The 23,386-nt window shown below is 73.4% G+C and carries 18 protein-coding genes; 9 read left to right on the forward strand and 9 right to left on the reverse strand.

Annotated elements, in window-relative coordinates; all coding sequences use genetic code 11:
• Window positions 1-16: 16 nt before the first annotated feature.
• Genes ACFV9Q_RS14740 through ACFV9Q_RS14755 form a run of 4 tightly spaced genes read right to left on the reverse strand, consistent with a single transcriptional unit; the run spans window position 17 to window position 6,485 of the window.
• Complete coding sequence (locus tag ACFV9Q_RS14740) at window positions 17-2,686, reverse strand: dipeptide ABC transporter ATP-binding protein (RefSeq protein WP_377235016.1); 2,670 nt, start codon at window positions 2,684-2,686, stop codon at window positions 17-19.
• Window positions 2,683-3,630, reverse strand: a complete 948-nt coding sequence (locus ACFV9Q_RS14745) for an ABC transporter permease (protein ID WP_377235017.1) — start codon at window positions 3,628-3,630, stop codon at window positions 2,683-2,685. The genes ACFV9Q_RS14740 and ACFV9Q_RS14745 overlap by 4 nt, the downstream gene beginning before the upstream one ends.
• A gap of 24 nt (window positions 3,631-3,654) precedes the next feature.
• Entirely contained in the window at window positions 3,655-5,175 is a 1,521-nt protein-coding gene (locus tag ACFV9Q_RS14750; RefSeq protein WP_377235018.1) for an ABC transporter substrate-binding protein, read from the reverse strand.
• Window positions 5,176-5,210: 35 nt separating this feature from the next.
• On the reverse strand, window positions 5,211-6,485 hold the full coding sequence (locus tag ACFV9Q_RS14755; protein ID WP_377235019.1) for an ATP-binding protein: 1,275 nt from the start codon (window positions 6,483-6,485) through the stop codon (window positions 5,211-5,213).
• 160 nt (window positions 6,486-6,645) lie between these two features.
• On the opposite strand from ACFV9Q_RS14755, the gene ACFV9Q_RS14760 reads away from it, so the two are divergent.
• Both ACFV9Q_RS14760 and ACFV9Q_RS14765 read left to right on the forward strand, forming a co-directional pair.
• Window positions 6,646-7,470 carry an exodeoxyribonuclease III gene (locus ACFV9Q_RS14760; protein ID WP_377235020.1) on the forward strand — a complete coding sequence of 275 codons (825 nt, stop codon included), beginning with the start codon at window positions 6,646-6,648 and terminating at the stop codon, window positions 7,468-7,470.
• A gap of 144 nt (window positions 7,471-7,614) precedes the next feature.
• Window positions 7,615-9,456 carry a septum formation family protein gene (locus ACFV9Q_RS14765; RefSeq protein ID WP_377235021.1) on the forward strand — a complete coding sequence of 614 codons (1,842 nt, stop codon included), beginning with the start codon at window positions 7,615-7,617 and terminating at the stop codon, window positions 9,454-9,456.
• Here ACFV9Q_RS14765 and ACFV9Q_RS14770 read toward each other — a convergent pair.
• A complete protein-coding gene (locus tag ACFV9Q_RS14770; protein WP_377235022.1) occupies window positions 9,434-10,333 on the reverse strand; it encodes an ArsR/SmtB family transcription factor in 900 nt (299 codons plus the stop codon). The two genes, ACFV9Q_RS14765 and ACFV9Q_RS14770, sit on opposite strands and share 23 nt — an antisense overlap.
• A gap of 365 nt (window positions 10,334-10,698) precedes the next feature.
• Window positions 10,699-13,326 (reverse strand): ATP-dependent chaperone ClpB, encoded by a 2,628-nt coding sequence (clpB, locus tag ACFV9Q_RS14775; protein ID WP_377235023.1) that lies wholly within the window; start codon window positions 13,324-13,326, stop codon window positions 10,699-10,701.
• Window positions 13,327-13,453: 127 nt separating this feature from the next.
• Here clpB and cpt point away from each other — a divergent pair, with 127 nt between their 5' ends.
• Together cpt and ACFV9Q_RS14785 are read left to right on the forward strand one after the other, a co-directional pair.
• Window positions 13,454-14,011, forward strand: coding sequence for a chloramphenicol phosphotransferase CPT (gene cpt / locus ACFV9Q_RS14780; protein WP_377235024.1), 558 nt, complete (start codon window positions 13,454-13,456; stop codon window positions 14,009-14,011).
• Window positions 13,995-14,789: a sulfite exporter TauE/SafE family protein gene (locus tag ACFV9Q_RS14785; RefSeq protein ID WP_377235025.1), complete on the forward strand. Its 795-nt coding sequence runs from the start codon at window positions 13,995-13,997 to the stop codon at window positions 14,787-14,789. Before cpt ends, ACFV9Q_RS14785 begins: the two co-directional genes overlap by 17 nt.
• Here the strand turns inward: ACFV9Q_RS14785 and ACFV9Q_RS14790 are convergent.
• Genes ACFV9Q_RS14790 through ACFV9Q_RS14800 form a run of 3 tightly spaced genes read right to left on the reverse strand, consistent with a single transcriptional unit; the run spans window position 14,786 to window position 18,785 of the window.
• A complete protein-coding gene (locus ACFV9Q_RS14790) occupies window positions 14,786-16,213 on the reverse strand; it encodes a carboxyl transferase domain-containing protein (protein ID WP_377235026.1) in 1,428 nt (475 codons plus the stop codon). The genes ACFV9Q_RS14785 and ACFV9Q_RS14790 overlap by 4 nt on opposite strands.
• Window positions 16,210-17,448, reverse strand: a complete 1,239-nt coding sequence (locus ACFV9Q_RS14795; RefSeq protein ID WP_377235027.1) for a CaiB/BaiF CoA transferase family protein — start codon at window positions 17,446-17,448, stop codon at window positions 16,210-16,212. The genes ACFV9Q_RS14790 and ACFV9Q_RS14795 overlap by 4 nt, the downstream gene beginning before the upstream one ends.
• A 14-nt stretch (window positions 17,449-17,462) precedes the next feature.
• On the reverse strand, window positions 17,463-18,785 hold the full coding sequence (locus tag ACFV9Q_RS14800; protein ID WP_377235028.1) for an SLC13 family permease: 1,323 nt from the start codon (window positions 18,783-18,785) through the stop codon (window positions 17,463-17,465).
• A gap of 105 nt (window positions 18,786-18,890) precedes the next feature.
• On the opposite strand from ACFV9Q_RS14800, the gene ACFV9Q_RS14805 reads away from it, so the two are divergent.
• From ACFV9Q_RS14805 to ACFV9Q_RS14825, 5 genes are all read left to right on the forward strand, one after another.
• Window positions 18,891-19,607 carry a FadR/GntR family transcriptional regulator gene (locus ACFV9Q_RS14805; RefSeq protein WP_377235029.1) on the forward strand — a complete coding sequence of 239 codons (717 nt, stop codon included), beginning with the start codon at window positions 18,891-18,893 and terminating at the stop codon, window positions 19,605-19,607.
• Entirely contained in the window at window positions 19,604-20,365 is a 762-nt protein-coding gene (locus ACFV9Q_RS14810; protein WP_377229924.1) for a sulfite exporter TauE/SafE family protein, read from the forward strand. Before ACFV9Q_RS14805 ends, ACFV9Q_RS14810 begins: the two co-directional genes overlap by 4 nt.
• 70 nt (window positions 20,366-20,435) lie before the next feature.
• Window positions 20,436-21,086 carry an ArsR/SmtB family transcription factor gene (locus tag ACFV9Q_RS14815; RefSeq protein WP_377235030.1) on the forward strand — a complete coding sequence of 217 codons (651 nt, stop codon included), beginning with the start codon at window positions 20,436-20,438 and terminating at the stop codon, window positions 21,084-21,086.
• On the forward strand, window positions 21,083-22,372 hold the full coding sequence (locus ACFV9Q_RS14820; protein WP_377235031.1) for an MFS transporter: 1,290 nt from the start codon (window positions 21,083-21,085) through the stop codon (window positions 22,370-22,372). The genes ACFV9Q_RS14815 and ACFV9Q_RS14820 overlap by 4 nt, the downstream gene beginning before the upstream one ends.
• Window positions 22,369-23,316, forward strand: coding sequence for an alpha/beta hydrolase (locus ACFV9Q_RS14825; RefSeq protein ID WP_377235032.1), 948 nt, complete (start codon window positions 22,369-22,371; stop codon window positions 23,314-23,316). The genes ACFV9Q_RS14820 and ACFV9Q_RS14825 overlap by 4 nt, the downstream gene beginning before the upstream one ends.
• Window positions 23,317-23,386 lie beyond the last annotated feature (70 nt).

Below are 23,386 nucleotides of genomic sequence, written 5' to 3' on the forward strand. Positions count from 1 at the left end.
GAGGTTGTGGACGAGCTCAGCGGAGCAGCGGGGTCGCCGCGCGCAGGCGCCGCGTGTACTCGTGCGCCGGGTCGTCGTAGACCTGGGCGGTGGGCCCCTGCTCCACGATCAGCCCGTCGTGCATCACGGCGACGTGGTCACAGACGTGCCGTACGACGCCGAGGTCGTGCGACACCAGCAGCAGCGTCAGCGCGTACTCGTCGGCGAGCCGCGCGAGCAGGTCCAGCACCTGCCGCCGCACGGAGACGTCGAGCGCGCTGACCGGCTCGTCCGCCACGAGGATGCGCGGCCGGCACACCAGGGCCCGCGCGATCGCGATGCGCTGCCGCTGCCCGCCCGAGAACTGGTGCGGGTACCGCTCGGCCGCGTCGAGCGGCAGGCCGACGGCGTCCAGCATCTCGCGCACCGCCTCCCGCCGGGCGGCCGGGGTCCGGGGGCCGCCCTCCCGGACGTTCGCCGGGTTGAGCAGCGGCTCCGCCACGATGTCACCCACGGTCATGCGGGGGTCCAGGGAGCCGTACGGGTCCTGGAACACGAGCTGCAGGGCGGCGCGCAGGTCGCCGAGGTCGGGCGCCGTCGTCGGCCCGCCGCCGAAGCGCGCGCGGCCCGACGCAGCGGACCCCACCGAGCCGGTGTCCGCAGCGCCGGTGTCCGCAGGGCTCAGGTCGACGCCCGCGCTGATGACGCGGCCCGACGTCGCCCGGTCCAGCCCGGAGATGATGCGCAGCAGCGTCGACTTGCCCGACCCGGACTCGCCCACGATGCCGAACCGCTGCCCCGCGCGGACCTCCAGCGACACTCCCCGCAGGGCGTGCACGGTCTCGCCGCGGCTCGCGTAGGTACGGGTCACGTCCTCGACGCGGATGAGGGGGCCGGGGCCCGACGACGGTGGCGTGGTCGCGCTCGGCGCCGCGCCGGCTCCTGGCTCCGCGGCGGCCTCCGCCGGCCCGGTGGTCTCCGCCGCCAGCGGTTCGAGGGCGGACGCCGCGAGCAGCCGCCGCGTGTACTCGTGCCGGGGGTGCGCGAACACCTCGGCGACCGGCCCCTCCTCGACCACGACGCCGTCGAGCAGCACCACCACCCGCTCGCACACCTGGGACACCACGGCCAGGTCGTGCGTGATGAACAGCAGCCCGGCGCCCCGGTCGCTGACCAGCCGCGTCATGAGGTCGAGCACCTGGCGCTGGACGGTGACGTCGAGGGCCGTGGTCGGCTCGTCGGCCACGAGCACCGCCGGGTCGTTCGCCAGCGCCATCGCCAGCACCACCCGCTGCCGCTGCCCGCCGGACAGCTCGTGCGGGTACCGCCGGGCCGCGCCGTCGGGCAGGCCCACCTCGGCCAGCAGGTCCGCCGCCCTGCGCGACGCCGTCCCGTGCGGGACGCCGTGCACCGTCATCGCCTCCGCGACCTGGCGGCCCACGCGCATCAGCGGGTTGAGGGCCGTCATCGGCTCCTGGAAGACCATCGAGATCTCCCTGCCGCGCAGCCGCGCCAGCGCGCGCTCGCCCCGGTCCAGGAGGTTCCCGTCCACCCCGGCGAGGCCGACGTGCCCGGTCGCCGAGACGCCGTCGGGCAGCAGGCCCAGCGCCGCGAGTGCCGTCATGGTCTTGCCCGACCCGGACTCGCCGATCAGCCCGACGCGCTCGCCCGCGGCGACGCGCAGCGAGACGTCGGACAGGAGCGCCCGCCCGCTCCGGGTGCGGACGGTCAGCCCGCGCAGGTCGAGGGCGGGCCGCGCGGCGGCCTCGTCCGGCTCGGGGCCGACGCCGGAGGCGGCGTCGGGGCCCACGTCCGGGCCGGCGGCGACGTGCTCGGCCGCGGGCCCGGTGTTCGCCAGCCGCGGGTCCAGGACGTCGCGGAGGCCGTCGCCCAGGAGGTTGAAGCCCAGCACTGCCACCGCGATGGCCACGCCCGGCACGATCGCGAGGTGGTCGGCCACGCCCAGGAACTGCTGCGACTCCTGCAGCATGCGGCCCCACGACGGCGTGGGCGGGGGCGTGCCGAGGCCCAGGAACGACAGCCCGGCCTCGGCGAGCACTGCGATCGCGAAGTTCACGGAGCACTGCACCAGCACCGTGCCGGCGATGTTGGGCAGCACGTGCCGTGCTGCGATCGCGAGGTTCCCCCGGTTCGCCGCGCGGGCGGCGAGCACGTAGTCGGAGCGCATCACCTGCAGGGTGCCGCCGCGGGCGACGCGCGCGAAGGCGGGGATCGAGCCGATGCCGAGCGCGACCATCGCCGTCACCGTGCCCGCGCCGTAGACCGCGCCCAGCACGATCGCGAGCAGCAGGCCGGGGAACGCGAGCAGGATGTCGCTGCCCCGCATGAGCACCGCGGCGGGCCGCCCGCGGCCCGACCCTTGGAGCATCCCCGCGAGCACGCCGACCGGCACGCCGACCACGGCGGCGATCCCGACCGCCACGAGCCCGACGAGCAGCGTGATCTGCGCACCGGCCATGACCTGGGAGAACACGTCGCGGCCGAACCGGTCGGTGCCGAACCAGTGCTCGGCGCCCGGCGGCAGCAGCCGGTCCGTGCCGGCGTGCTCGGGGTCGTACGGGGTACAGACCAGGGACACGAGCGCCGTGACCAGCACGAGCCCGACCAGCACCGCGCCGATGACGAGCTGCGGGTGCACGCGGCCCCGGCGTCGGGCCGGGCCGGGCCGTCGGGCCGCGCCGCTCATGCCGCCCTCCTCAGCCGGGGGTCCAGCAGGGTGTAGGCCAGGTCGACCAGGAAGTTGAGCAGCACCACCAGCACCACGAGCACTGCCACTATGGACTGCACGGCCAGCAGGTCGCGGTTGCCCACGGAGTCCAGCAGGAGGCTGCCGAGACCGGGCACGGCGAAGACCCGCTCGATCACCACGGCGCCGATCAGCATGGACGCGATCTGCACCCCGACGACCGTCACGATCGGCACGCCCGCGTTCCGCAGCCCGTGCCGCACCAGCGCGCCGGTGAACGTGAGGCCCTTGGCGCGGGCGGTGCGCAGGAAGTCCTCGCGCATGATCTCCAGCACGGCGCTGCGCACGTACCGCGTGATGATCGCGGCCTGCACGGAGCCCAGTGCGACCGCGGGCAGCAGCACGTGCCGCCAGAACTCGCCGAGCCCGTCGACGGGCGCCGTCCACCCGCCCGACGGCAGCCAGCCGAGCCGTACCGCGAACAGGGACACCAGCAGCACGCCCACCAGGAAGTTCGGCACGGCCACCCCGACCTGACTCACCGCGGAGAGCGTCACGCCGCCCGCGTTCCGGTGCCAGACGGCGGCCAGCGTGCCCAGCGGCACCGCCACCACCAGGGCGATCAGCATGCCGAGCAGCACCAGGATGCCCGTGACCTGCACCCGGTCCGCGACCAGCGGCGTCAGGTCCTGCGACGTGACGTAGCTCGTGCCGAGGTCACCGGTGAGCAGCCCGCCGACCCAGCTCAGGTACTGGACCACCAGGGGGCCGTCCGTGCCGTGCTCGGCGCGCCAGGCCGCGAGCGCCTCCGGGGTCGCGTCGATCCCGAGGGCGACGACGGCGGGGTCGCCGGGCAGCACCCGCAGCAGCACGAAGATTGCCGCCGTCGCCACGAGCAGCGTGGTGGCAAGCTGGGCGACGTGCGACGCGAGGTGTCTGGCCACGGCGTTGTCCGGCGGGGCGCCGGATCAGCTGTCCGACCAGCGCAGGCCGGTCAGGTCCATGGACTCCGTGGTCGCGTTCGCCGCGATACCCGTCAGGGCGGCGTCGGCCACGACCGTGTTGGGGAAGAGGAACAGGGGGTCGCTCGCGGCGTCGTCCACGATCATCCGGGCGACCTCCTGCATGCCCGCGACGTACTGGTCGGGGCTGCCCTCGTCCGCCCGCTCGGCCACCTGCGCGAGCTCCGGGTTGTCGTAGCCGATGTAGTAGTCGGGATCGCCGAAGATCGTGAGCATGTCCCGGGCCTCGGTGTGGAGGATCACGGACATCTCGTAGTCGTGCTCGGTGAACACCTTGTCGAGCCAGACGGCGGGGAACTCGGCCGGGACGATCTTCGCGTCGATGCCGACGTCCTTGAGCTGCGAGACGACCACCTGGGCGACGGCCTCCGCGTAGGGGCGGGTCGGGACGTCGAACGTGATGCTCAGGTTCTCGGCGCCGGCCTCGGCCAGCAGCTCGCGCGCCCGGTCCGGGTCGTACGGGTAGGAGCCCGTGAGGTCCTGGTAGTAGGGGTCGGTGGGCGGCACCATCGAGCCGATGAGCTGGCCGTGCCCGGCCCACGCCGTGTCCAGGACGGCCTTGCGGTCGATCGCGTACATGACCGCCTGGCGCACGCGGACGTCGTCAAAGGGCGGCTTGGCGTTGTTCAGCGAGAGCAGCACCTCGCCCGTCGAGGTGCCGTCGATCACCTGGAGGTCCTCGTCCTGCTCCAGGCCGGAGATCAGGTCCGGGGCCTGCATGTTGTACGCCATGTCGACGTCGCCGGCGCGGACCGCGTTGGCCTGCGCGTTGGCGTCGGCGAAGTAGCGCACGGTGACCTCGGTGAGCGCGGGCGCCTCGCCCCAGTAGTCGTCGCGGGCTGCGAGCGTGACGTGCTCGCCGGTCGCGACCTCCTCGACCGTGTAGGGACCGGTGCCGACCGCCTCGGTGGCCAGGTCGACGGACAGGTCGTCGGGGAACATGGCGCCCACGGACGTGCCCATGTCGAACAGCCACGCGTTGCTGGGGTGCGCCAGCGTCACGACGACCTCGGTGTCGCTGACCGCCTCGACGCTCTCGACCACGTCCATCTTCGACTTCAGGCTCAGCGTCCAGTCGTCCTGGACCCGCCCGACCGACGACACCACGTCGTCCGCGGTGAAGGCGGAGCCGTCGGAGAACGTCACGCCGTCGTGCAGCGTGAAGGTGTACTCCGTGCGGTCCCCGTTGATCTTCCAGGACTCGGCGAGCTGCGGCTGCACCTCGCCCTCCTGGTCGATGGTCACCAGGCCCTCGTACACGTTGTTCATCAGCAGCTGGGGGATCGCGGAGCCGGACGTCGTGGTGAAGTCGAGGTTGGTCGGCTCCCCGGTCAGCCCGACGACGACGTCGGTGCGCCCCGCCGAGGCACCACCGGACGAGCTCCCGGCGCTGCATGCCGTGACCAGGGCCGCTGACGTGAGGACGACGACGGCGCCGAGGGCACGACGCCCGGTGAGGATCTGCACACGACCAGGGTAGTCGGGGTGAAACGGCTCGATAATCAGGGTCCGAGAAGTGCGGCGGGAATCACAGCGACGCCGTCCTGGCGGCGGTAGGCGTACTTGCCGGTGGTGATGACAGCCATGTCGGTCAATGCGTCGCCCAGCTTCTCCTTCAACCAGAGAAGGTGCCTGACGTCCTTGTCCCCCGGAGACGCCGTGAGCTTCACTTCGAGCGCGACCAGCCGTCGGCCCTGGCCCTCGACGATCAGATCAACCTCGTGCCGGCCCTTTGCGTCGCGAAAGTGCGACACGGACGCCTCAGCGGCCTGTGCATAGACCTGAACGTCCAGGGTGACCAGTGACTCGAACAATGCTCCCAACATCGAACCACCCCCCAGCGCCGCGAAGTCGCCCCGCCCAGTCATGAGCGCATCGACGTCCAGCTTGAGCAGGTGCGCGGCAAGCGCAGGATCTGCCAGCTGGTGCTTGCTCGCCTGCCCGAGCTGGGACAGGGGGTTGACGACCGGCATCCACGCCGGGGTCGGGTCGAGCAGCCAAAGGCCGGACAGCGCGTCCCGGTAGACCATCGTGGCGGACTTCCCAGGCTTCTCACCTTGGTTCGGTGTCGCCGCGTCGAGGATCTCGACGTACTTCGCAGTCGAGGACGACGCTGCGCCGTAGGCAGCGAGCCACGCGCGCAGGTTCTCGGGACGGCGGACCGGGTATCCCTGCTCGGCGAACTCCCGATCCACGATGTGCGCGATGTACCCCTCGATTGCTTCCCGACGGAGCCCTGGGGTCGGTTCCGCACGAATCCCCGGAAAGCCTGAGGCGACGATTTCCTCGACGTAGTCGCCCAGTACGACGCCCGTCTCACCACGGATGCCCGCTGCGTCGCCGCGCAGAAGCTCGGTCAAGCTGACGACCGGCGAAGCAACGCCACGTTCGAGCAGGCTCATCGGCCGCATACGCATGCCGATGATGCGCCCCGCGCCAGAATGCACGGTCGCGCCCCGAGGCGCGGAGCTACCCGTGATCAGGAACCGACCTCGTTGGGCATCGTCATCCACGGCTCGACGAACCCTGTCCCATGACTCCGGCCACCGCTGCCACTCGTCGACCAGGACTGGACCAGGCAGGGTCCGGAGGAGATCTGGATCAGCCATGAGGCGCTGGCGTTCATTCTCCTGGTCAAGGCGCAGAACCGTCGTCGCGCGGCGGCGTGCCGTCTCCGTCTTACCGACGCCCTTCGGCCCGTAGATCGAGGTCGCGCGCAAGTGCGGTTGGAGTTCATCGAGACGGTCGTCCATCACCCGCCGTTCGTAGTCGGTCACACCCGCTCCGTTCGCTAACAGTCGTTGACTCCAACTTCTATCACGCCAACACTCCGCCCGCTACCGGTCGCTGAATCCACCGCCTATCGGTCTTCTACTCCACGTGCCATCGGTCAGCGTGTACGTTGGCGCCGAGGACGGCCACCAATAGGCTGTCGGCGTGCGCCTCGCTACCTGGAACGTCAACTCGATCCGCACGCGGGTCGACCGTGTGCTCGCCTTTCTCGACCGGTCGCAGACCGACGTCCTGGCGATCCAGGAGACCAAGTGCCGGGACGACCAGTTCCCCACCGCGGCGTTCCAGGCCGCCGGGTACGAGGTGGCGCACTTCGGGCTGTCGCAGTGGAACGGCGTCGCCATCGCGTCGCGCGTCGGCCTGGACGACGTCGCCACCCAGTTCCCCGGGCAGCCCGGCTTCGCCAAGGCGGTCGCCGACGACGGTCCCGATGCCCTGCTCGACGTCGCCCCACCGGTCGAGGCGCGGGCGATCGGCGCGACCTGCGGCGGCGTCCGCCTGTGGAGCCTGTACGTGCCGCACGGCCGGGCGCTCGACGACCCGCACTACGCCTACAAGCTGGCCTGGCTGGAGTCCCTGCGGACCGCCGCGAGGACCTGGGCGGACGCCGGCGACGCCGTCGCGCTCACGGGGGACTGGAACGTGATCCCGCTGGACACCGACGTCTACGACGCCGCCGACTTCGCCGGCAAGACCCACGTGTCCCCGCCGGAGCGGGCCGCGTTCGAGGCCTTCGGCGACGCCGGGTACACGGAGCTGACCCGCAAGTTCCTCCCGGAGGAGCACACCTACACCTACTGGGACTACCAGCAGCTCGCGTTCCCGCGGAACAAGGGGCTGCGGATCGACTTCTGCTGGGCCTCGCCCGCGCTCGCCGGACGCGCGTCCGGCGCCGCGATCGACCGCGACGAGCGCAAGGGGAAGGGCGCGTCGGACCACGTCCCGGTGATTGTCGACCTGACCGATTGATCCGTCCTGTGACGGCCGTGATGTGGGCAGGTTCCACCCCCGATGGGGAAATCCTCGGGTGAAGTTGTCCCCAAATCGAGTGCGGTCGAAACGGTTGCCGTTCCGGTAGCGGGGTCGTTACAGAATGTCGGTAAGTTAACCTGCATGACGTCGACGCCCGACCAGACCCCGGCCGCCACTGAAGTCGCCGAGATCCCCGTCTCGGATCCTGTAGCGAAGGCGTCCACGGTCGAGTCGGAGCCGGATCGCGCGCCCGGCGGCCTCGGCGGCAAGGACGACGGCGAGGGCGACGCGGAGGCCGCGGAACCGTCCGGCGAGGCTTCTGAGACCGCGGAACCCGAGGGCGCCGAGCCCGTGCCCACGGAGGCTTTGGACGACGCCGGCGACGAGGTCGCCGAGGCGGCTTCGGGCGCGGACGACGCCACTGCGGACGCGCCTGCCGACGGCTCGACGGGTTCGGCCGCGGACGACGCCGTCGAGGACGACGACGCCGGTGACGCCACGGCGGCGGACGACGAGCCGTCCGCCGCGAGCCCGGCCGAGCCGGAGCCGGTCACCGAGCCCGCGGCCACCACCGCACCCGAGCCGACCACCGTGCCGGAGCCCGAGGACGTGCAGCCCGCGGAGCCCGCACCCGAGCCGTCCCCCGCGGCGGCGGACCGGGTGCGCCGGTACGAGGCGCCCACCGAGGAGATCCGCGTCGTCCCCGCCTCCGCGCGACCGGCGGCGCAGCCGGCGACCCCGGCGGCGTCCGAGCCCGAGGCGACGCCGGAACCCGAGGAAGCACTGCCCGCCGACGCCCAGGACGCTCCGACCGAGGCCACAAACACGGCGCCCGCCGACAGGACCGACGACAAGGCCGACGCCGAGTCCATCGACGAGGCCGCAGACACCAAGGCACCGTCGACCACCGCGCCGGCCGTCGACGAGACGTTCGACTTCAAGGCCCTCTCCTTCGCGGCGATCGCCGCGGCGCACAAGAAGGCGCTGGGGCCCCGCACCGTCGCGGCCGAGGACGAGGCGTCGGGGGACGACGCCGGCCAGAGCCCCGACACCCAGAGCCCCGACGCCCAGGCTTCCGCCGGCTCCCCCGCGGACGCGCCGGACACCCCGGACGCGCCCGCCCCCGCGGCCCAGGCAGCCGAGCGGGAGGACACTCCCGCCGAGCCCGCCGCGGCGGACGACGACCCGGACGAGCCCGGGACGAGCACCCCGGCTACGGAGGACGACTTCGCCGCCGCCTCGGAGCTCTTCGCCTCCCCCGCGACCCGCACCCCGCCGGCCACCACGCCGCCCAGCCCCTTCCCGACGCCCGCCGCGCCGCAGCAGCACCCGCAGGGCGGGTCGCCGCAGGCGCCGTCGGCCCCGCAGCAGCCGCCGTCGCCGTTCCCGGTGACGCCCGGGGCTTCGCCGCACTCGTTCCCGGCCGTCCACGACTACGCGCCCGAGGCGTCCTACGCGGGCTGGCGTCCGCCCACCGAGGCCGACGAGTCGGCGAAGCGGCGGCGGTACGCCCTGATCGCCGGGGCGACGCTGGCCGTGGTGGCAGTCGTCGCGGTGATCGCCCTCATCGTGAACATGGTCGGCAGGCAGCAGTGGGAGCCCATCGAGGCGATGATCGCGGAGCCCCAGGAGGTGCACCCGCTGCAGCTCGTGCTCGGCTCCTGCGTGGAGAGCGTCCCGCCGGACGGCGAGGTCTCGGAGGTGCTCGCGGTCCCGTGCGACGCCTCGCACACCGCCCAGGTGGTGGGCCGCACCGACTTCGCCGACGCCGCCGTCTGGCCGGGCCGGGACGCCGTCGACACGCGCATCGCGCAGGTCTGCGGCACCAAGCAGCTCGGCCCGAACGCGCGCACGAGCCCGGTCGCGGACTCGGTGAGCTACGTGGTCTGGGGCCCCAGCGAGGACTCGTGGGCCGACGGCGACCGGGTCGGCCTGTGCCTGGCGACCACCGCGGAGCCGATCACGCAGGATCTGCTGCAGTAGCGGTCGAGGCCGTCGGCACCCGGCCGTCGCCGCCGTCCAGCAGCGTGCGGCCCAGCGGGGTGAGCGCGTGGAGCACCGTGTTGCGCTCGCGCCCGCTGGAGACGAGCCCGGCGTTGCGCAGCACGGTGGCGTGCTCCGAGGCCGACGCCGGGGAGATCGCCAGGCGCTGCGCGAGCTCGCTCGTCGTCGCCCCCGTGCCGAGGGCCCGGAGCACCGCGGCCCGGGTGCGCCCGAGCAGCGCGGTGAGCTGCCGCCCGCCGTCGGCCTGCGCCTCGGGCCGGGTGCCGGTCCAGACCTGCTCGTGGGTGATGGGGTAGAGCAGCAGGGGCGGGAGCTCGGGGTCGGCCAGCGAGATCGGGGCCCGGTGGCAGAAGTACGACGGGACGATCAGCAGGCCGCGCCCCGCCAGGTGCACGTCCCGCTCGGCGGCGGTCGCCACGGAGAGCACGGGGTGCTCCCAGCGGATCGCGGGGTGCAGGGTGCGCAGCGCGTGCTCGGTACCGCCCTCCACCCAGGCCCGGGTGCGCGCCGCGCGGTCGACGTCGACTGCGGCGAGGATGCCGCTCCAGTACGGCCCGACCGCCTGCTCGTGGTACGAGCGCATCGCCACGCCGAGCCCGCGCAGGGCGGGCGCGGACCCGTCGGCGAGGTCCCGCATCCACAGGTGCGGCCTGCGCCCGTGCGCGAGCCGCGACATGTCGCGCCGGAGCTGGTCGCGCGGTGTGGACAGCACCGCGTCGAGGCCGGTCTCGAACGCGTCGGCGCCGGGCAGGAGCGGCTCCGCCCCGGTGGCGGGCGTGAGGAAGTCCGGCGAGTACCCGCGCGGCGGCGCGAGGCGCAGCAGCATCCGCGCCGCGGGCGGCATCCCGGACAGCACGCGCTCGCGCCAGGGGTCGAACAGCGTCGTCCCCCCCGCGCTGGTTCACCACGTGGGCGCTGAGCAGCGTCTCCCACAGGGGGTCCGGGCCCGGGGCGATCCGGACCCGGGCCAGGTCGTCCGAAGTGAAGTGGAACCGCAGCACCGGGCCTCCTCGACCGTCTGCCTCTCCTGATGGCTCCCGCCGGCTCGCCCCCCGCGCGCCCTGGACCGTGCCGGGCCGTGCGCGGCCGGCCGCGCACGGATTCACCCCGCACATACAGAGGGACGTACGGGATTTCCGGTTCTGGGCGATCGGGGGGCCACCTTCACAACACCGTCACATCCGGGTGCGCCCGCCACGCGGTGCGCACCCGGTGCTCCGGCTACGCGGTGAGCACCCGCCGTTCGAGGGCCAGGCCCTCCCCGGCACCGCGGTCCACGACCACCGTGTCGCCGTCGGACACCTCGCCCGCGAGCAGCAGCCGCGCCAGGCGGTCGCCGATCTCGCGCTGCACGAGGCGGCGCAGCGGCCGGGCACCGTAGGCCGGGTCGAAGCCCTCCAGGGCGAGCCACTCGCGGGCAGCCGCGGTGACCTCCAGGGTGATGCGCCGGTCGGCGAGCCGCTTCGAGAAGGCGTCGACCTGCAGGTCGACGATGCGGCCGAGCTCGTCGAGCGACAGCGCGTCGAAGACCACCACGTCGTCGAGCCGGTTGAGGAACTCCGGCTTGAACGCCGCGCGGACGGCGGTCATCACGGACTCGCGCCGCTCCTCGTCCGACAGCATCGGTTCCACGAGGAACTGCGAGCCGAGGTTCGAGGTCAGCACCAGGATCGCGTTGCGGAAGTCCACGGTGCGACCCTGTCCGTCGGTCAGGCGGCCGTCGTCGAGCACCTGGAGCAGGATGTCGAAGACCTCGGGGTGCGCCTTCTCCACCTCGTCCAGCAGCACCACCGAGTACGGCCTGCGCCGCACGGCCTCGGTGAGCTGACCGCCCTCCTCGTACCCGACGTAGCCCGGAGGCGCGCCGACGAGCCGGGCCACGGAGTGCTTCTCCCCGTACTCGGACATGTCGATGCGCACCATGGCGCGCTCGTCGTCGAACAGGAAGTCCGCGAGCGCCTTGGCGAGCTCGGTCTTGCCCACGCCCGTTGGCCCGAGGAACAGGAACGAGCCGGTGGGCCGGTCCGGGTCGGAGACGCCCGCCCGGGTGCGCCGCACGGCGTCGGACACCGCGGCGACCGCGGCCCGCTGACCGATCAGGCGCTCGCCGAGCACGTCCTCCATGTGCAGGAGCTTCTCGGACTCGCCCTGGAGCAGCCGTCCGGCGGGGATGCCGGTCCACGCCGCGACCACCTCGGCGATCTCGTCGGCGCCCACCTTGTCGGCGATCATCGGCGGCTCGGTGGTCTCCGGGCCGAGGCCGTCCGGCAGGTCCTCCGCGCCGGCTTCCTCCTCCTCGGCGGCCGCGAGCTCCTTCTCGACGACGGGGATCTCGCCGTACTGGATGCGCGCCGCACCCTCCAGGTCGCCCTCGCGGAGCTTGCGCTCGGCGTCCGTGCGCAGCTCGTCGAGGCGGGCGCGCAGGTCACCGACGCGGTTGTGCCCGGCCTTCTCGGACTCCCAGCGCGCGGTGAGCGCGGCCAGCGCCTCCCGGCGGTCGGCCAGGTCGGCGCGGAGCCGTTCGAGCCGGTCCTTGGACGCGGCGTCGGCCGACTCGGACAGCACGACCTCCTCCATCTCGAGGCGCGTGACGGCGCGCTGCAGCTCGTCGATCTCGATCGGCGAGGAGTCGAGCTCCATGCGCAGGCGGGACGCGGCCTCGTCGACCAGGTCGATCGCCTTGTCGGGGAGCTGCCGCCCGGAGATGTACCGGTCGGACAGCGACGCGGCGGCCACGAGCGCCGAGTCGGCGATCGTCACCTTGTGGTGCGCCTCGTAGCGCTCCTTGAGGCCGCGCAGGATCGCCACGGTGTCCTCGACGGAGGGCTCACCGACGAAGACCTGCTGGAACCGGCGCTCCAGCGCGGGGTCCTTCTCGATGTGCTCGCGGTACTCGTCGAGCGTGGTGGCGCCGACCATGCGGAGCTCGCCGCGCGCGAGCATGGGCTTGAGCATGTTGCCGGCGTCCATCGCGCCGTCGCCGCCGGCGCCCGCGCCGACCACGGTGTGCAGCTCGTCGATGAAGGTGACCACCTCGCCGTCCGACGCCGTGATCTCCTCCAGGACCGCCTTGAGGCGCTCCTCGAACTCGCCGCGGTACTTGGCGCCGGCCACCATCGAGGCCAGGTCGAGGGAGATCAGCCGCTTGCCCTTGAGGGACTCGGGCACGTCGCCCGCGACGACTCGCTGCGCCAGCCCCTCGACGACGGCGGTCTTGCCGACGCCGGGCTCGCCGATGAGCACCGGGTTGTTCTTGGTGCGGCGGCTCAGCACCTGGATCACGCGGCGGATCTCCGAGTCGCGGCCGATCACCGGGTCGAGCTTGCCGTCGCGAGCCTGCTGCGTGAGGTCGGTGCCGTACTGCTCCAGCGCCTTGTAGGTGCCCTCCGGGTTGGGGCTCGTGACACGGCCGGAACCGCGGACGGCCGGCAGGGCCGCGCGCAGCGCGTCGGCGGTCGCCCCGGCGTCGGACAGGATCTGCGCCGCGGACGACTGCCCGGCGGCGAGCGCGATGAGCAGGTGCTCGGTGGAGACGTACTCGTCACCCAGCCCCTGGGCCTCCTTGCCCGCCAGGTCGAGCACCGTCGCCAGGGCGCGGCTCGCGCTCGGCTGGGCCGTGCTGGACCCGCTGGCCTGGGGCAGCGCGACGAGGGCGGCGCGCACCTGCTGGCCGATGGCCTGCGCGTTCGCCCCGACGGCGTCGAGCAGGCCGACGGCCACGCCGCGCTCCTGCTGGAGCAGCGAGGCGAGCAGGTGGACCGGCTCGAGCTGCGGGTTGCCGGCGGCCGACGCCGACTGGATGGCGTCGCCGATCGCCTGCTGCGACATGGTCGTGAACTTGGTGTCCATGAAGCCTCCCGGGGCTGGTGAACGTGGGCGGAGTTCTACCTCGATGAAACCGTCTCAAAGTTGAGTCTATTCCGCTCAACTTGATAATCACTGTAGCGCGCCTCACCGACACTCGTACGGTGACCGCATGAGCACCCAGGTCATCGTCCTCAACGGCGGATCGAGCTCCGGCAAGTCGGCGATCGCCCGCGACCTCCAGGTCGTGCTGCCCGAGCCCTGGCTCTCGCTCAGCGTCGACACCCTCGTCGACGCGATGCCCGCCCGGCTGACGACCGGCGGCGACGGGATCGGGTTCGCCGACGACGGCGGCGTCGCCGTCGGGCAGGACTTCATGACGCTGCAGGACGCCTGGATCACCGGGCTGGTCGCCATGGCACGGGCCGGCGCGCACCTCGTGGTCGACGACGTCTTCCTCGGCGGCGCCGGGTCCCAGCGCCGCTGGCTCGACGCGCTGGGCGACGTGCCGGCGCTCTGGGTGGGCGTGCGGTGCGACCCGGCGGTCGCCGCGCGGCGCGAGGCCGCCCGCGGCGACCGGGTCACGGGCATGGCCGCGCAGCAGGCCGACATGGTCCACCGGGGCGTCCGGTACGACCTGGAGATCGACACCACGAGCACCGGGTCCCTGGACTGTGCGCGGACCATCGCCGCTCACCTGAGATCATCACGGGGTGACCGAGCAGACTGACGACTCCCTGACCCCACCCCGCGCCGCCCTCGTGGGAATCGTCGGCGGGTCCTTCTCGGGGCTGTTCGGCCTGGGCGGCGGCATCGTGATGGTGCCGCTCCTGACCTCGCTCGGTGGCCTCACGCAGCGCCGGGCCAGCGCCTACTCGCTCGCGGCGATCCTGCCGGCGGCGATCGTCGGCTCCATCCCGTACCTGACCCACCAGGCGGTCGACCTGATCTCGGCCGGGCTGCTCGTGGTGGGTTCCGTGGTCGGCGCCGCGTACGGGGCCCGGCTGCTCGCGCGCGTGCCGGAGACCCTCCTGCGCTGGCTGTTCGTCGGCGTGCTCGTGGCGGGCATCGTGCGCTCCCTGCTCGACGCGTTCGCCGACCCGCCGCTGGTCGACACCGCGCAGGGCGTCCCCAGCCTGCTCGACGGCGCGGGCATGGTGGGGCTCGGCCTGGTCATGGGCATCGCGTCGGGCCTGCTCGGCATCGGCGGCGGCCAGATCGCCGTGCCGGGGCTGTCCGCCCTGTTCGACTTCGCGCCCGCGCTCGCCAAGGGCACGTCGCTGGTCGCGATGATCCCCACCGCGATCTCCGGCACGTGGGTCAACGCCCGCAACGGCCTGGTGCACCTCAAGACCGCGGCCATCATCGGCCTCGTGGCGTCGGTCTTCTCGTTCGGCGGCGCGAGCCTGTCGGTCGTGCTGCCCGACAACGTCGCCTCGATCGCGTTCGCGGCGCTGCTGGTGTTCGCGCTGGTCCAGCAGGTCCGCAAGGCGGTCGAGAAGCGCTAGGCCCCGGCCAGCCGCGCCAGCACCGCCGCGCACTCCGCGGCGACGGCCCGGGCGATGTCCGGCACGGTGTCGTCGTCGTGCTCCGGGACCACCTGCTGCACCGCGCCCTCGGCGAGCAGGTCGACGGCGCGCACGTGCTGCGCCTCCGCCAGCTCGGCCGCGTGCGTGGTGTCCCCGTGCACGATGACGCTCGCCCCCTCGGGCGGCAGCGGCGACAGCCAGGCGTGCTCCGCCGCGATCACCGCCTGCGCGGGCAGCAGCGCGAGCGCCCCGCCGCCGCAGCCCTGGCCGAGGATCACCGACAGCGTCGGCACGGTCATGCGGGTGAGCGCGGCCATGCAGCGCGCGATCTCGCCGGCGAGCGCGCCCTCCTCGGCGGCCTGCGAGAGCTCGGCCCCGGGGGTGTCGATCACCGCGACCAGGGGCAGCCGCAGCTCCTCCGCCAGACCCATCGCGCGCCGGGCCACGCGCAGCGCGGCAGGACCCATCGGGGTGCTCTCGGTCTGCCGGCTCCGGTCCTGCCCGACGACCAGGCACGGCCGGCCGTCCAGCCGCGTCAGCGCGACCAGCATCGACTCGTCCCGCTCACCCTCGTCCGTGCCGGACAGCCGCACGGTCCCCGAGGCCCCGTGGCGCAACAGGTCGCGCACGCCCACCCGGCCCGCGGCGCGGGTCCGCAGCACGGAGTCCCAGGCGGACGTCGTCCCGGAGGGCTCGCCCGTCCGACGTGGCAGCGCGGACGACGACGGCGGGTCGACCAGCACCGCGAGCGCCCGTTCGACCAGCGCGGGCAGGCTCTCGGGCGTGACGACGCCGTCGAGCACGCCCTTGGCGGCGAGGTTCTCGGCGGACTGCACGCCGTCGGGCAGTGCCCTGCCGGTCAGGGCCTCGACGACGCGCGGGCCGAGGAACCCGATGAGGGCGCCCGGCTCGGCGACGGTGAGGTGCGCGAGCGAGCCCCAGGACGCGTAGACGCCGCCCGTCGTGGGGTGCCGCAGGTAGACGAGGTAGGGCAGGCCGGCGTCGCGGTGCGCCATGACGGCGCGCGAGATCTCGACCATCCGCAGGAAGGCGGGCGTGCCCTCCTGCATCCGGGTCCCGCCCGACGCCGTCGTGGCCAGGACGGGCAGGCGCTCCGCCGTCGCACGGCGGACGGCGGCGGTGATCCGCCGGGCGGCGGCCCGGCCGATGGAACCCCCGAGGAACCGGAACTCGTTGACGACGACCACCACGGGCCGCCCGCGCACGCGACCGCGGCCCGTGAGCACGGACTCGTCGGTGCCGGCCTTCTCCGCGGCGGCCGCCAGCACGGCGCGGTACTCCGGCGGGTGCCCGGAGGTGTCGACCGGCTCGTCCCAGGACTCGAAGCTGCCGGCGTCGAGCACCAGGTCGAGCAGCTCGCGCGCCGTCCAGCGGCGGGTCACGGACCGGCCTCCGGCCGACGTCCGCCCAGCCCACCGGGCCCACCCAGCCCCAGCCCGCTCGCCCCGCCGGCCGCGTCGAGCCAGGCCCGGATCCGGGCCGCGTGCTCGTCCAGCACCGGCGGCGCGCGGTGCTCGCGCCGCGTGACCTCGGCGCCGTCGGCGTCGAAGAACCGCAGCGGCGGGCCCGGCAGGGTCAGTCTGCCGAGGCTCGTGTGCTCCACGTCCACGAGCAGCCCCTGGCTCGCGGTCTGCTCCCATGCGTACACCTCGTCGAGCGTACGCACCCGGCCCGCCGGGATCCCGGCGTCGGACAGCTTCGTCAGCAGCGCGTCGGCGGCGTAGGGCTCGAACGCGTCCTCGACCAGCTTGATCACCTGGTCGCGGCGGGCCACCCGCCCGGAGTTGTCCCGCAGGCCCTCCGCGTCGGCGTCGAGCCCGAAGGCGAGGCAGAACTTCTGCCACAGCGCCTCCGACCCGACGGCGATCTGGACGGCGCCGTCACGGCAGCGGAACAGGCCGTACGGCGCGATGGAAGGGTGGTGGTTGCCCTGCGCACGCCCCACCTCCCCGGCGACCGTCCACCGGGTGCCCTGGAACGCGTGCACCCCGGTGACGGCGGCCAGCAGCGACGTTCGGACGACCTGCCCGACGCCGGTCCGGTGCCGCTCGTGCAGCGCCGCCAGCACGCCGTACGCGCCGTAGATCCCGGCGAGCAGGTCGCCGATCGGCACGCCCACGCGCTGCGGGTCGTCGGGGCCGGAGCCCGTCAGGGACATCAGGCCGGCCTCGCCCTGGGCGATCTGGTCGTACCCGGCGCGCCCGCCCTCCGGCCCGTCGTGCCCGAACCCGGTGATCGAGAGCACCACCAGGCGCGGGTTGCGCTCCAGCAGCGTCTCGACGCCCAGGCCGAGGCGGTCCAGGACGCCGGGACGGAAGTTCTCCACGAGCACGTCGGCGCGGTCGACGAGGTCGAGCAGGGTCGTCCGGTCTGCGTCGGCCTTGAGGTCGAGCGCGATGGACTCCTTGTTGCGGTTCGCGGAGAGGAAGTACGTCGACTCGCGGGCGTCCTCCTCGCCGACGAACGGTGGGCCCCAGCCGCGCGTGTCGTCGCCCCGCCCGGGCACCTCCACCTTGACGACGCGCGCGCCCAGGTCGCCCAGCATCATGGTGGCGTGCGGCCCGGCGAGGGCGCGGGACAGGTCGACGACGACGACGTCGGTCAGGGGTCCGGTCATGGTGCTCACCGTGCTCACCAGCCCGGCAGGACGAGGATGGCCCAGACCAGCAGCGGCCCCACGAGGGTGACGATGACGGCGTAACCGAGGATCTGCTTGTAGTAGGCCTGCTCGGAGATCGTGTCCGGGCGGTTGGCGAGCATCAGGGCTCCGTTCGTGGAGAAGGGGCTGACGTCGACGATGGTCGACGAGACGGCCAGGGCGGCGGCCATCGCCCAGGGGCTCACGCCGCCGGCGGCGATGAGCGGCACGGCGATGGGGATGATGACCGGCAGCAGCGCCGTCGACGACGCGAAGGCCGAGACGATCCCGCCCACGTAGCAGAGGACGAGCGCGCCGACGGCCGCGACACCGAGGCCCGCGGCCCAGGTGCCGATGTACTCGGGCGCGCCGGACGCGGTGAGGATCGCGGCATAGGTGCTCACGCCCGCGACCAGCAGCACGGTGGGCCAGGCGATCTGCTTGACGGCGTCCTTGTGCTGGTGCGGGGACAGCATGGCCAGCGCGACGGCGGCGGTGATGGAGACGAAGCCGATGTTCTGGTCGAACGCGAGCGCCGTCGTGGCGACGGCGGCGAAGGCGACGAGGGTCAGCACGTGGTCGCGGCGCACGCCGAGCCCGCGCGTGGTGGTCGAGATGCCCGCGCCCTGGCCGCTGACGGTGACGGAGGCGCCGCCCGCGTGCAGGTCGTCGACGAGGTGCCCGGACGCGTCGGCGGGGTCGACCCGCTCGTGCATGAGCTGGCGGCCGCCGAGCGCGAGGAACAGGACCACGGCCATCGCGGTGTTGATCGCGAGCGAGGCGATGAAGACACCCATCTCGGTGCCCTCGTAGCCGACGTCGGCCATGACCGAGTTGGTGATGGTGCCGTAGATGCTGATCGGCGAGAACCCGCCGCCCTGGGCGCCGTGCACCACGAACATGCCCATCATGAGCGGGTTGATCTTGTAGCGGCGGGCGAACCCGAGGGCGACCGGGCCGATGATGGCGCAGGCCGCGGGGCTGGCGGCGCCGATGGCGGTGAGCAGCGCGGTCACGGCGAACATGACCCAGGGGATGAGCGCCACCCGGCCGCCGACGGCGCGGACGGCCTGGGAGACGATGAGATCGACGGTCCCGTTGTTCTTGGCGATCGAGAACAGGTACGTGACGCCGATGAGCGTCAGGACGAGATCGGCGCTGATCCCGCCCAGCACCTCCTTCTCGTCCATGTGCAGGGCGAAGACGCCGACAAACCACGCCGCGACATAGGCGAGCGCGCCCATGTTGATCGGCAGGACTGTCCCGGCGACGAACAACGCGACGAGCGCGATGATCGCGATCCACTCAGGACCCATGAGAACTCCTCTGTCTCCATCGCGGCGGTCACCGTTGACCGACGAGGCACGATGGATCAGTGGCCTAGCCAATAGGCCAGTGTCCGTTCTGTCAAGTATCCTCAGGTGGTGACCCCGAAGGCTTCCGCCGAACTGCCGACCCCGCTGGCCCGCACCCGCCTCTACGAGCAGGTCGCGGAGCAGATCACCACGTGGATCACCCAGAACGGGCTGAAAGCCGGCGACCGGCTGCCCCCGGAGCGGGAGCTCGCCGCACGGCTCGGCGTCAGCCGCGCGACGCTCAGCCAGGCGCTGGTCGCGCTCGAGGTGGTAGGCGTCGTGGTGGTGCGGCACGGTGACGGCACCGTGCTCACCGGCAAGCTCGGCGAGAGCCGCATCGTCGAGGCCATCCGCGCACACGCCGACCGCATGCCCGAGATCATCGACATCCGGGACGCGCTGGAGACCAAGATCGCCGCCCTGGCCGCGCAGCGCCGCACCGAGGACGACCTCGTCGCGATCGACGCCTCCCTGGACGCGATGGCGGCGTCCATCGAGCACGGGGACCGAGGTGTGGACGCCGACGAGCAGTTCCACGCGGCGGTGACCGCCGCCGCGCACTCCGACCTGCTGGCCCGGACGATGCGGGAGATCGCCAGCCTGATCCGCGAGAGCCGCATCGAGTCGCTCTCCCAGCCCGGCCGGCCGCGCAACTCCCTGACCGGGCACCGCGCCATCGCGGACGCCATCCGCGCCCAGGACCCGCAGGCCGCCGCCGCGGCCATGCACGCGCACGTCGAGATGGTCAGCGACGTCGCCCTGCTGCGGGAGGACGAGCGGTGACCGGCTGGGAGCACCTCGCCGTGCTCGGCGCCGGCTTCGGCGCGGGCGTGCTGTCCACGACCGTCGGCGTCGCCTCGCTCCTCAGCTTCCCCGTGCTGCTGGCCGTGGGCCTGCCGCCCGTGGTCGCGAACGCGTCGAACACCGTGGGCCTGGTGCCCGCCGGGCTGAGCGGGTCGTTCGGCTACCGCCAGGAGCTGCGCGAGCACCCGCGCGTCGCGCTGATCGTGCTCATCACCTGCGCCGTCGGGTCCGTGGGCGGGGCGGTGCTGCTGCTCGCGCTTCCGCCCGGGGTGTTCGAGGCGATCGTGCCGTGGCTGATCCTGACCTCCTGCCTGCTGGTGGGCGTGCAGCCCTGGATCAGCCGGTGGCTGCGGCGCACCCGCGACGAGCCCACCCGGCTGCGGCACGGCATGTCGCCCGCGACCGTCGTCTTCTCGGTGCTGACCGGCGTGTACGGCGGCTACTTCGGCGCGGGCGCCGGCGTCATGATGGCCGCCGTGCTGGGGCTCGGGACCGACCTGGCGGTGCGGAACATCAACGCGCTGCGCACCGTCGCGCTGCTCGCCGCCAACGTGATCGCCACGGTCATCTTCGTGTTCGTCGCCGACCTGGACTGGCTGGCGATCGGGCTGCTCGCCGCGGGCTCCGTGGTGGGCGGGTACGTGGGCGCGCGCATCGGCCGCAAGATGCCGCCGAGCGTGTTCCGGGTGCTGGTGGTGGTCGCCGGCGTGGTGACCGCCGTCGTCATGCTCTTCTGACCAGGCTCGCGTGCATAATTTTTATGCACGACTCTTGTGCACAGAGATTGTGCACGCGTACTGTGCACACATGACCGATCCCCAGGACGACTTCCGCCTCACCCCCGAGGCCGTCAAGGTGCTCGCCCACCCGCTGCGGTCGCGCCTGCTCGGCGCCCTGCGGCGCGGCGGGCCCGCGACGGCCACCACGCTCGCGACCGCGCTCAGCACCAACACCGGCGCTACCAGCTACCACCTGCGCAAGCTGGAGTCCGTGGGCCTGGTCGGGGACACCGGCGACGGCGCCGGCAAGCAGCGCCTGTGGCGCGCCACCACGAGCTCCCACAGCTGGACGCCCTCGGAGCTCTCCGTCGACGAGGACGCCGCCACCGCACTGAGCTGGCTGCAGCGCGACTACCTGCGGCTCTTCAGCACCGAGTTCGGCCACTGGCTCGACGTCGCCGAGGCCTGGCCCAGCGAGTGGCAGGACGCCGCGGGCCAGGGCGACACCGGGCTCGACCTGAACGCCGAGCAGCTCACCGCGCTCCGCGCGGACATGGAACTGCTGTTCGAGCGGTACCGGGAGGCCGGGGGTGGCCCCGGCTCCCGCCGCATCACGATCTGGCAGGCCGCCTTCCCGCTGGAGGCGGACGACGTGCCGGGCACGGACGACGCCGGCACCTCGGGCGGCACCTCCGCCGGCACCTCCGGCGATGCCGAGGACGGGACGGACCGGTCATGACCCCCCTGACCCCGCACCGCGCCCGGCAGGTGTTCCTGCTGCTCACCCTGACCCGCTGGTTCCCCGTCGGGCTGGTCGTCACGGTCACCACGCTGCTGCCGATCGAGCGCGGGCTGTCGGTGCCGCAGGCCCTCACGGCGCTCTCCGTCGGCGGCTTCGTCGTGTTCGCGCTGGAGCTGCCCACCGCGGGCCTGGCCGACTCGCTCGGCCGGCGGCCGATGCTCGTCGCGGCGGCCGTGCTGCAGGTGGCGGCGGCCGCGGTGTTCCTCACCGCGCAGTCCTTCTGGGCCTTCGCCCTCGCCGCGGCGGTCACCGGCATCTTCCGGGCGCTCGACTCCGGCCCGCTGGAGGCCTGGTTCGTCGACACCGTGCACGCCACCGAGCCGGGGGCCGACGTCGACCGTCCGCTCGCCGCGCAGGGCACGGTGATGGGGGTGGTCATCGCCGCGGGCGCCCTGGTCTCCGGCGCCCTCGTCTGGTGGCACCCCGTGGCCGCGTGGTCGGCGCTCGTGCTGCCGTACGCGGTGTACGCCGTGCTCGCCGTGGTGCACCTGGTGGCCGTCGTCGTGCTGGTCCGGGAGGTGCCGCGCACGACGGGCGGCACGGGGGTGGGGAGCCGGCTGCTCGACTCGGCACGCCAGGCGCCCGGGGTGGTCCGCGACGGGCTGCGCCTGGCGCGGGACAACCGGGTGCTGCGCTGGCTGCTGATCGTCGAGGTGTTCTGGAGCGTGGGGATGGTGATCTTCGAGACCTTCCAGCCGATCCGGCTCTCCGAGCTCCTGGGCGGCACGCAGGCCGGGGCCGCCGTCTCGGGGCCGGCCGCGGCCGCCGGCTGGGCGGTCTTCGCGGGCGGCGCGGCCCTGACGGGCCTGGCCACGCCCCGGCTCGGCGTGGCCCGGACGGCCATCATCGCGCGCGTGCTCAACGGGCTGGGCACGGTGTGGATGGGGCTCGCGCTCGGTCCGGTCGGCCTGATCGCCGCGTACCTCGTGACCTACGGGCTGCACGGCGCGTGCGGGCCCGCCTATCAGGCACTGCTGCACCGCGAGGCCGAGTCCCGGAACCGCACCACAGTGCTGTCGATGGCGTCGATGCTCTCGTTCGCCGCCTACTCGCTGGGCGCGCCGGCCCTCGGCTGGACGGCGGGTCTGCTCTCCACCCAGGCGGCCATGGTCATCGGCGGGGTGTTCAGCACGCTGGGCGCCCTCTGCTTCCTGCCCGCGCTGCGCCGGGAGCGCCTGTTGTCTGGCCGCGCGCCGCGCATGTCGGGCACACTGGCCGGGTGAACGACTGGACCGAGGACGTGCTGGGTGCGGGCTTCGAGGCCCGCACGCTCCAGCTCCCGGGCGGCGCCGAGGCCACCCTGATCCGCTACACGCCCGAGGGCGGGCCGGTGGTCGGGCGCCCGCCCGTGCTGTACGTCCACGGGTTCACCGACTACTTCTTCCAGCGGCACCTGGCCGAGGCGGTCGCCGGGCGGGGCTACCCGTTCTACGCCGTCGACCTGCGTGGCCACGGCCGGTCCATGGACGCGTGGACGACGGCGGGCGGCGACGCCAACATGATCAACCGCCTGGAGCTCTACGCGCAGGACCTCGACGCGGCCGCCGGCGTGATCGCCGCGGACGGCCACACCGGGCTGGTGCTCCTGGGGCACTCGACGGGCGGTCTCATCACCTCGATGTACGCGAACGCGCGGCCCGGCCGGGTCACCGCCCTGGTGCTGAACAGCCCCTGGTTCGACCTCAAGGGGAGCTGGTCCGACCGCACCCTGGTCACCCAGGCCGTCTACGTGCTGGGCCGGGTCTCACCACGGCTGGTCGTGTCCCGGCTCGGCGAGGGCTACGGCCGGTCCCTGCACGCCACCAACGGCGGCGAGTGGGAGTACGACCTGCGGTGGAAGCCGTACGCGGGGTTCCCGGTGCGGGCCGGGTGGCTGGCGGCGATCCGCCGCGGGCACCGCGCGGTCGGGCGCGGGCTGGCCGTGCAGTGCCCGGTGCTCGTGTGCACCAGCGGCCGCACGGGGTCCGACGCCGGGGACGTCGCGGAGCAGCTCGGCACGGACGTGGTGCTCGACGTGGCGCACATGCACGCCCGCGCGCCGCGGCTGGGGCAGACCGTGGAGATCGCCGTCATCGAGGGCGGCGCGCACGACCTGGCGCTGTCCCCCAAGCCGGCCCGGGAGAAGTACCTGACCACGGTGCTGGACTGGCTGGACGCCACGGTCTGACGCCTCTGCACACCACGTCCAGACGCGCGAAACGCACATTCGGCATGAAACTGTGACCGTTCCCTGGCGT

This window comes from Promicromonospora sp. NPDC059942 (assembly GCF_042731755.1).
GTDB lineage: Bacteria > Actinomycetota > Actinomycetes > Actinomycetales > Cellulomonadaceae > Promicromonospora.

Coding starts and splice junctions, on each gene's coding strand:
- ACFV9Q_RS14740 (WP_377235016.1), bottom strand. CDS start 2,686: ATGAGCGGCGCGGCCCGACGGCCCGGCCCGGCCCGACGCCGGGGCCGC.
- ACFV9Q_RS14765 (WP_377235021.1), top strand. CDS start 7,615: ATGACGTCGACGCCCGACCAGACCCCGGCCGCCACTGAAGTCGCCGAG.
- clpB (WP_377235023.1), bottom strand. CDS start 13,326: ATGGACACCAAGTTCACGACCATGTCGCAGCAGGCGATCGGCGACGCC.
- cpt (WP_377235024.1), top strand. CDS start 13,454: ATGAGCACCCAGGTCATCGTCCTCAACGGCGGATCGAGCTCCGGCAAG.
- ACFV9Q_RS14795 (WP_377235027.1), bottom strand. CDS start 17,448: ATGACCGGACCCCTGACCGACGTCGTCGTCGTCGACCTGTCCCGCGCC.
- ACFV9Q_RS14800 (WP_377235028.1), bottom strand. CDS start 18,785: ATGGGTCCTGAGTGGATCGCGATCATCGCGCTCGTCGCGTTGTTCGTC.
- ACFV9Q_RS14815 (WP_377235030.1), top strand. CDS start 20,436: ATGACCGATCCCCAGGACGACTTCCGCCTCACCCCCGAGGCCGTCAAG.
- ACFV9Q_RS14820 (WP_377235031.1), top strand. CDS start 21,083: ATGACCCCCCTGACCCCGCACCGCGCCCGGCAGGTGTTCCTGCTGCTC.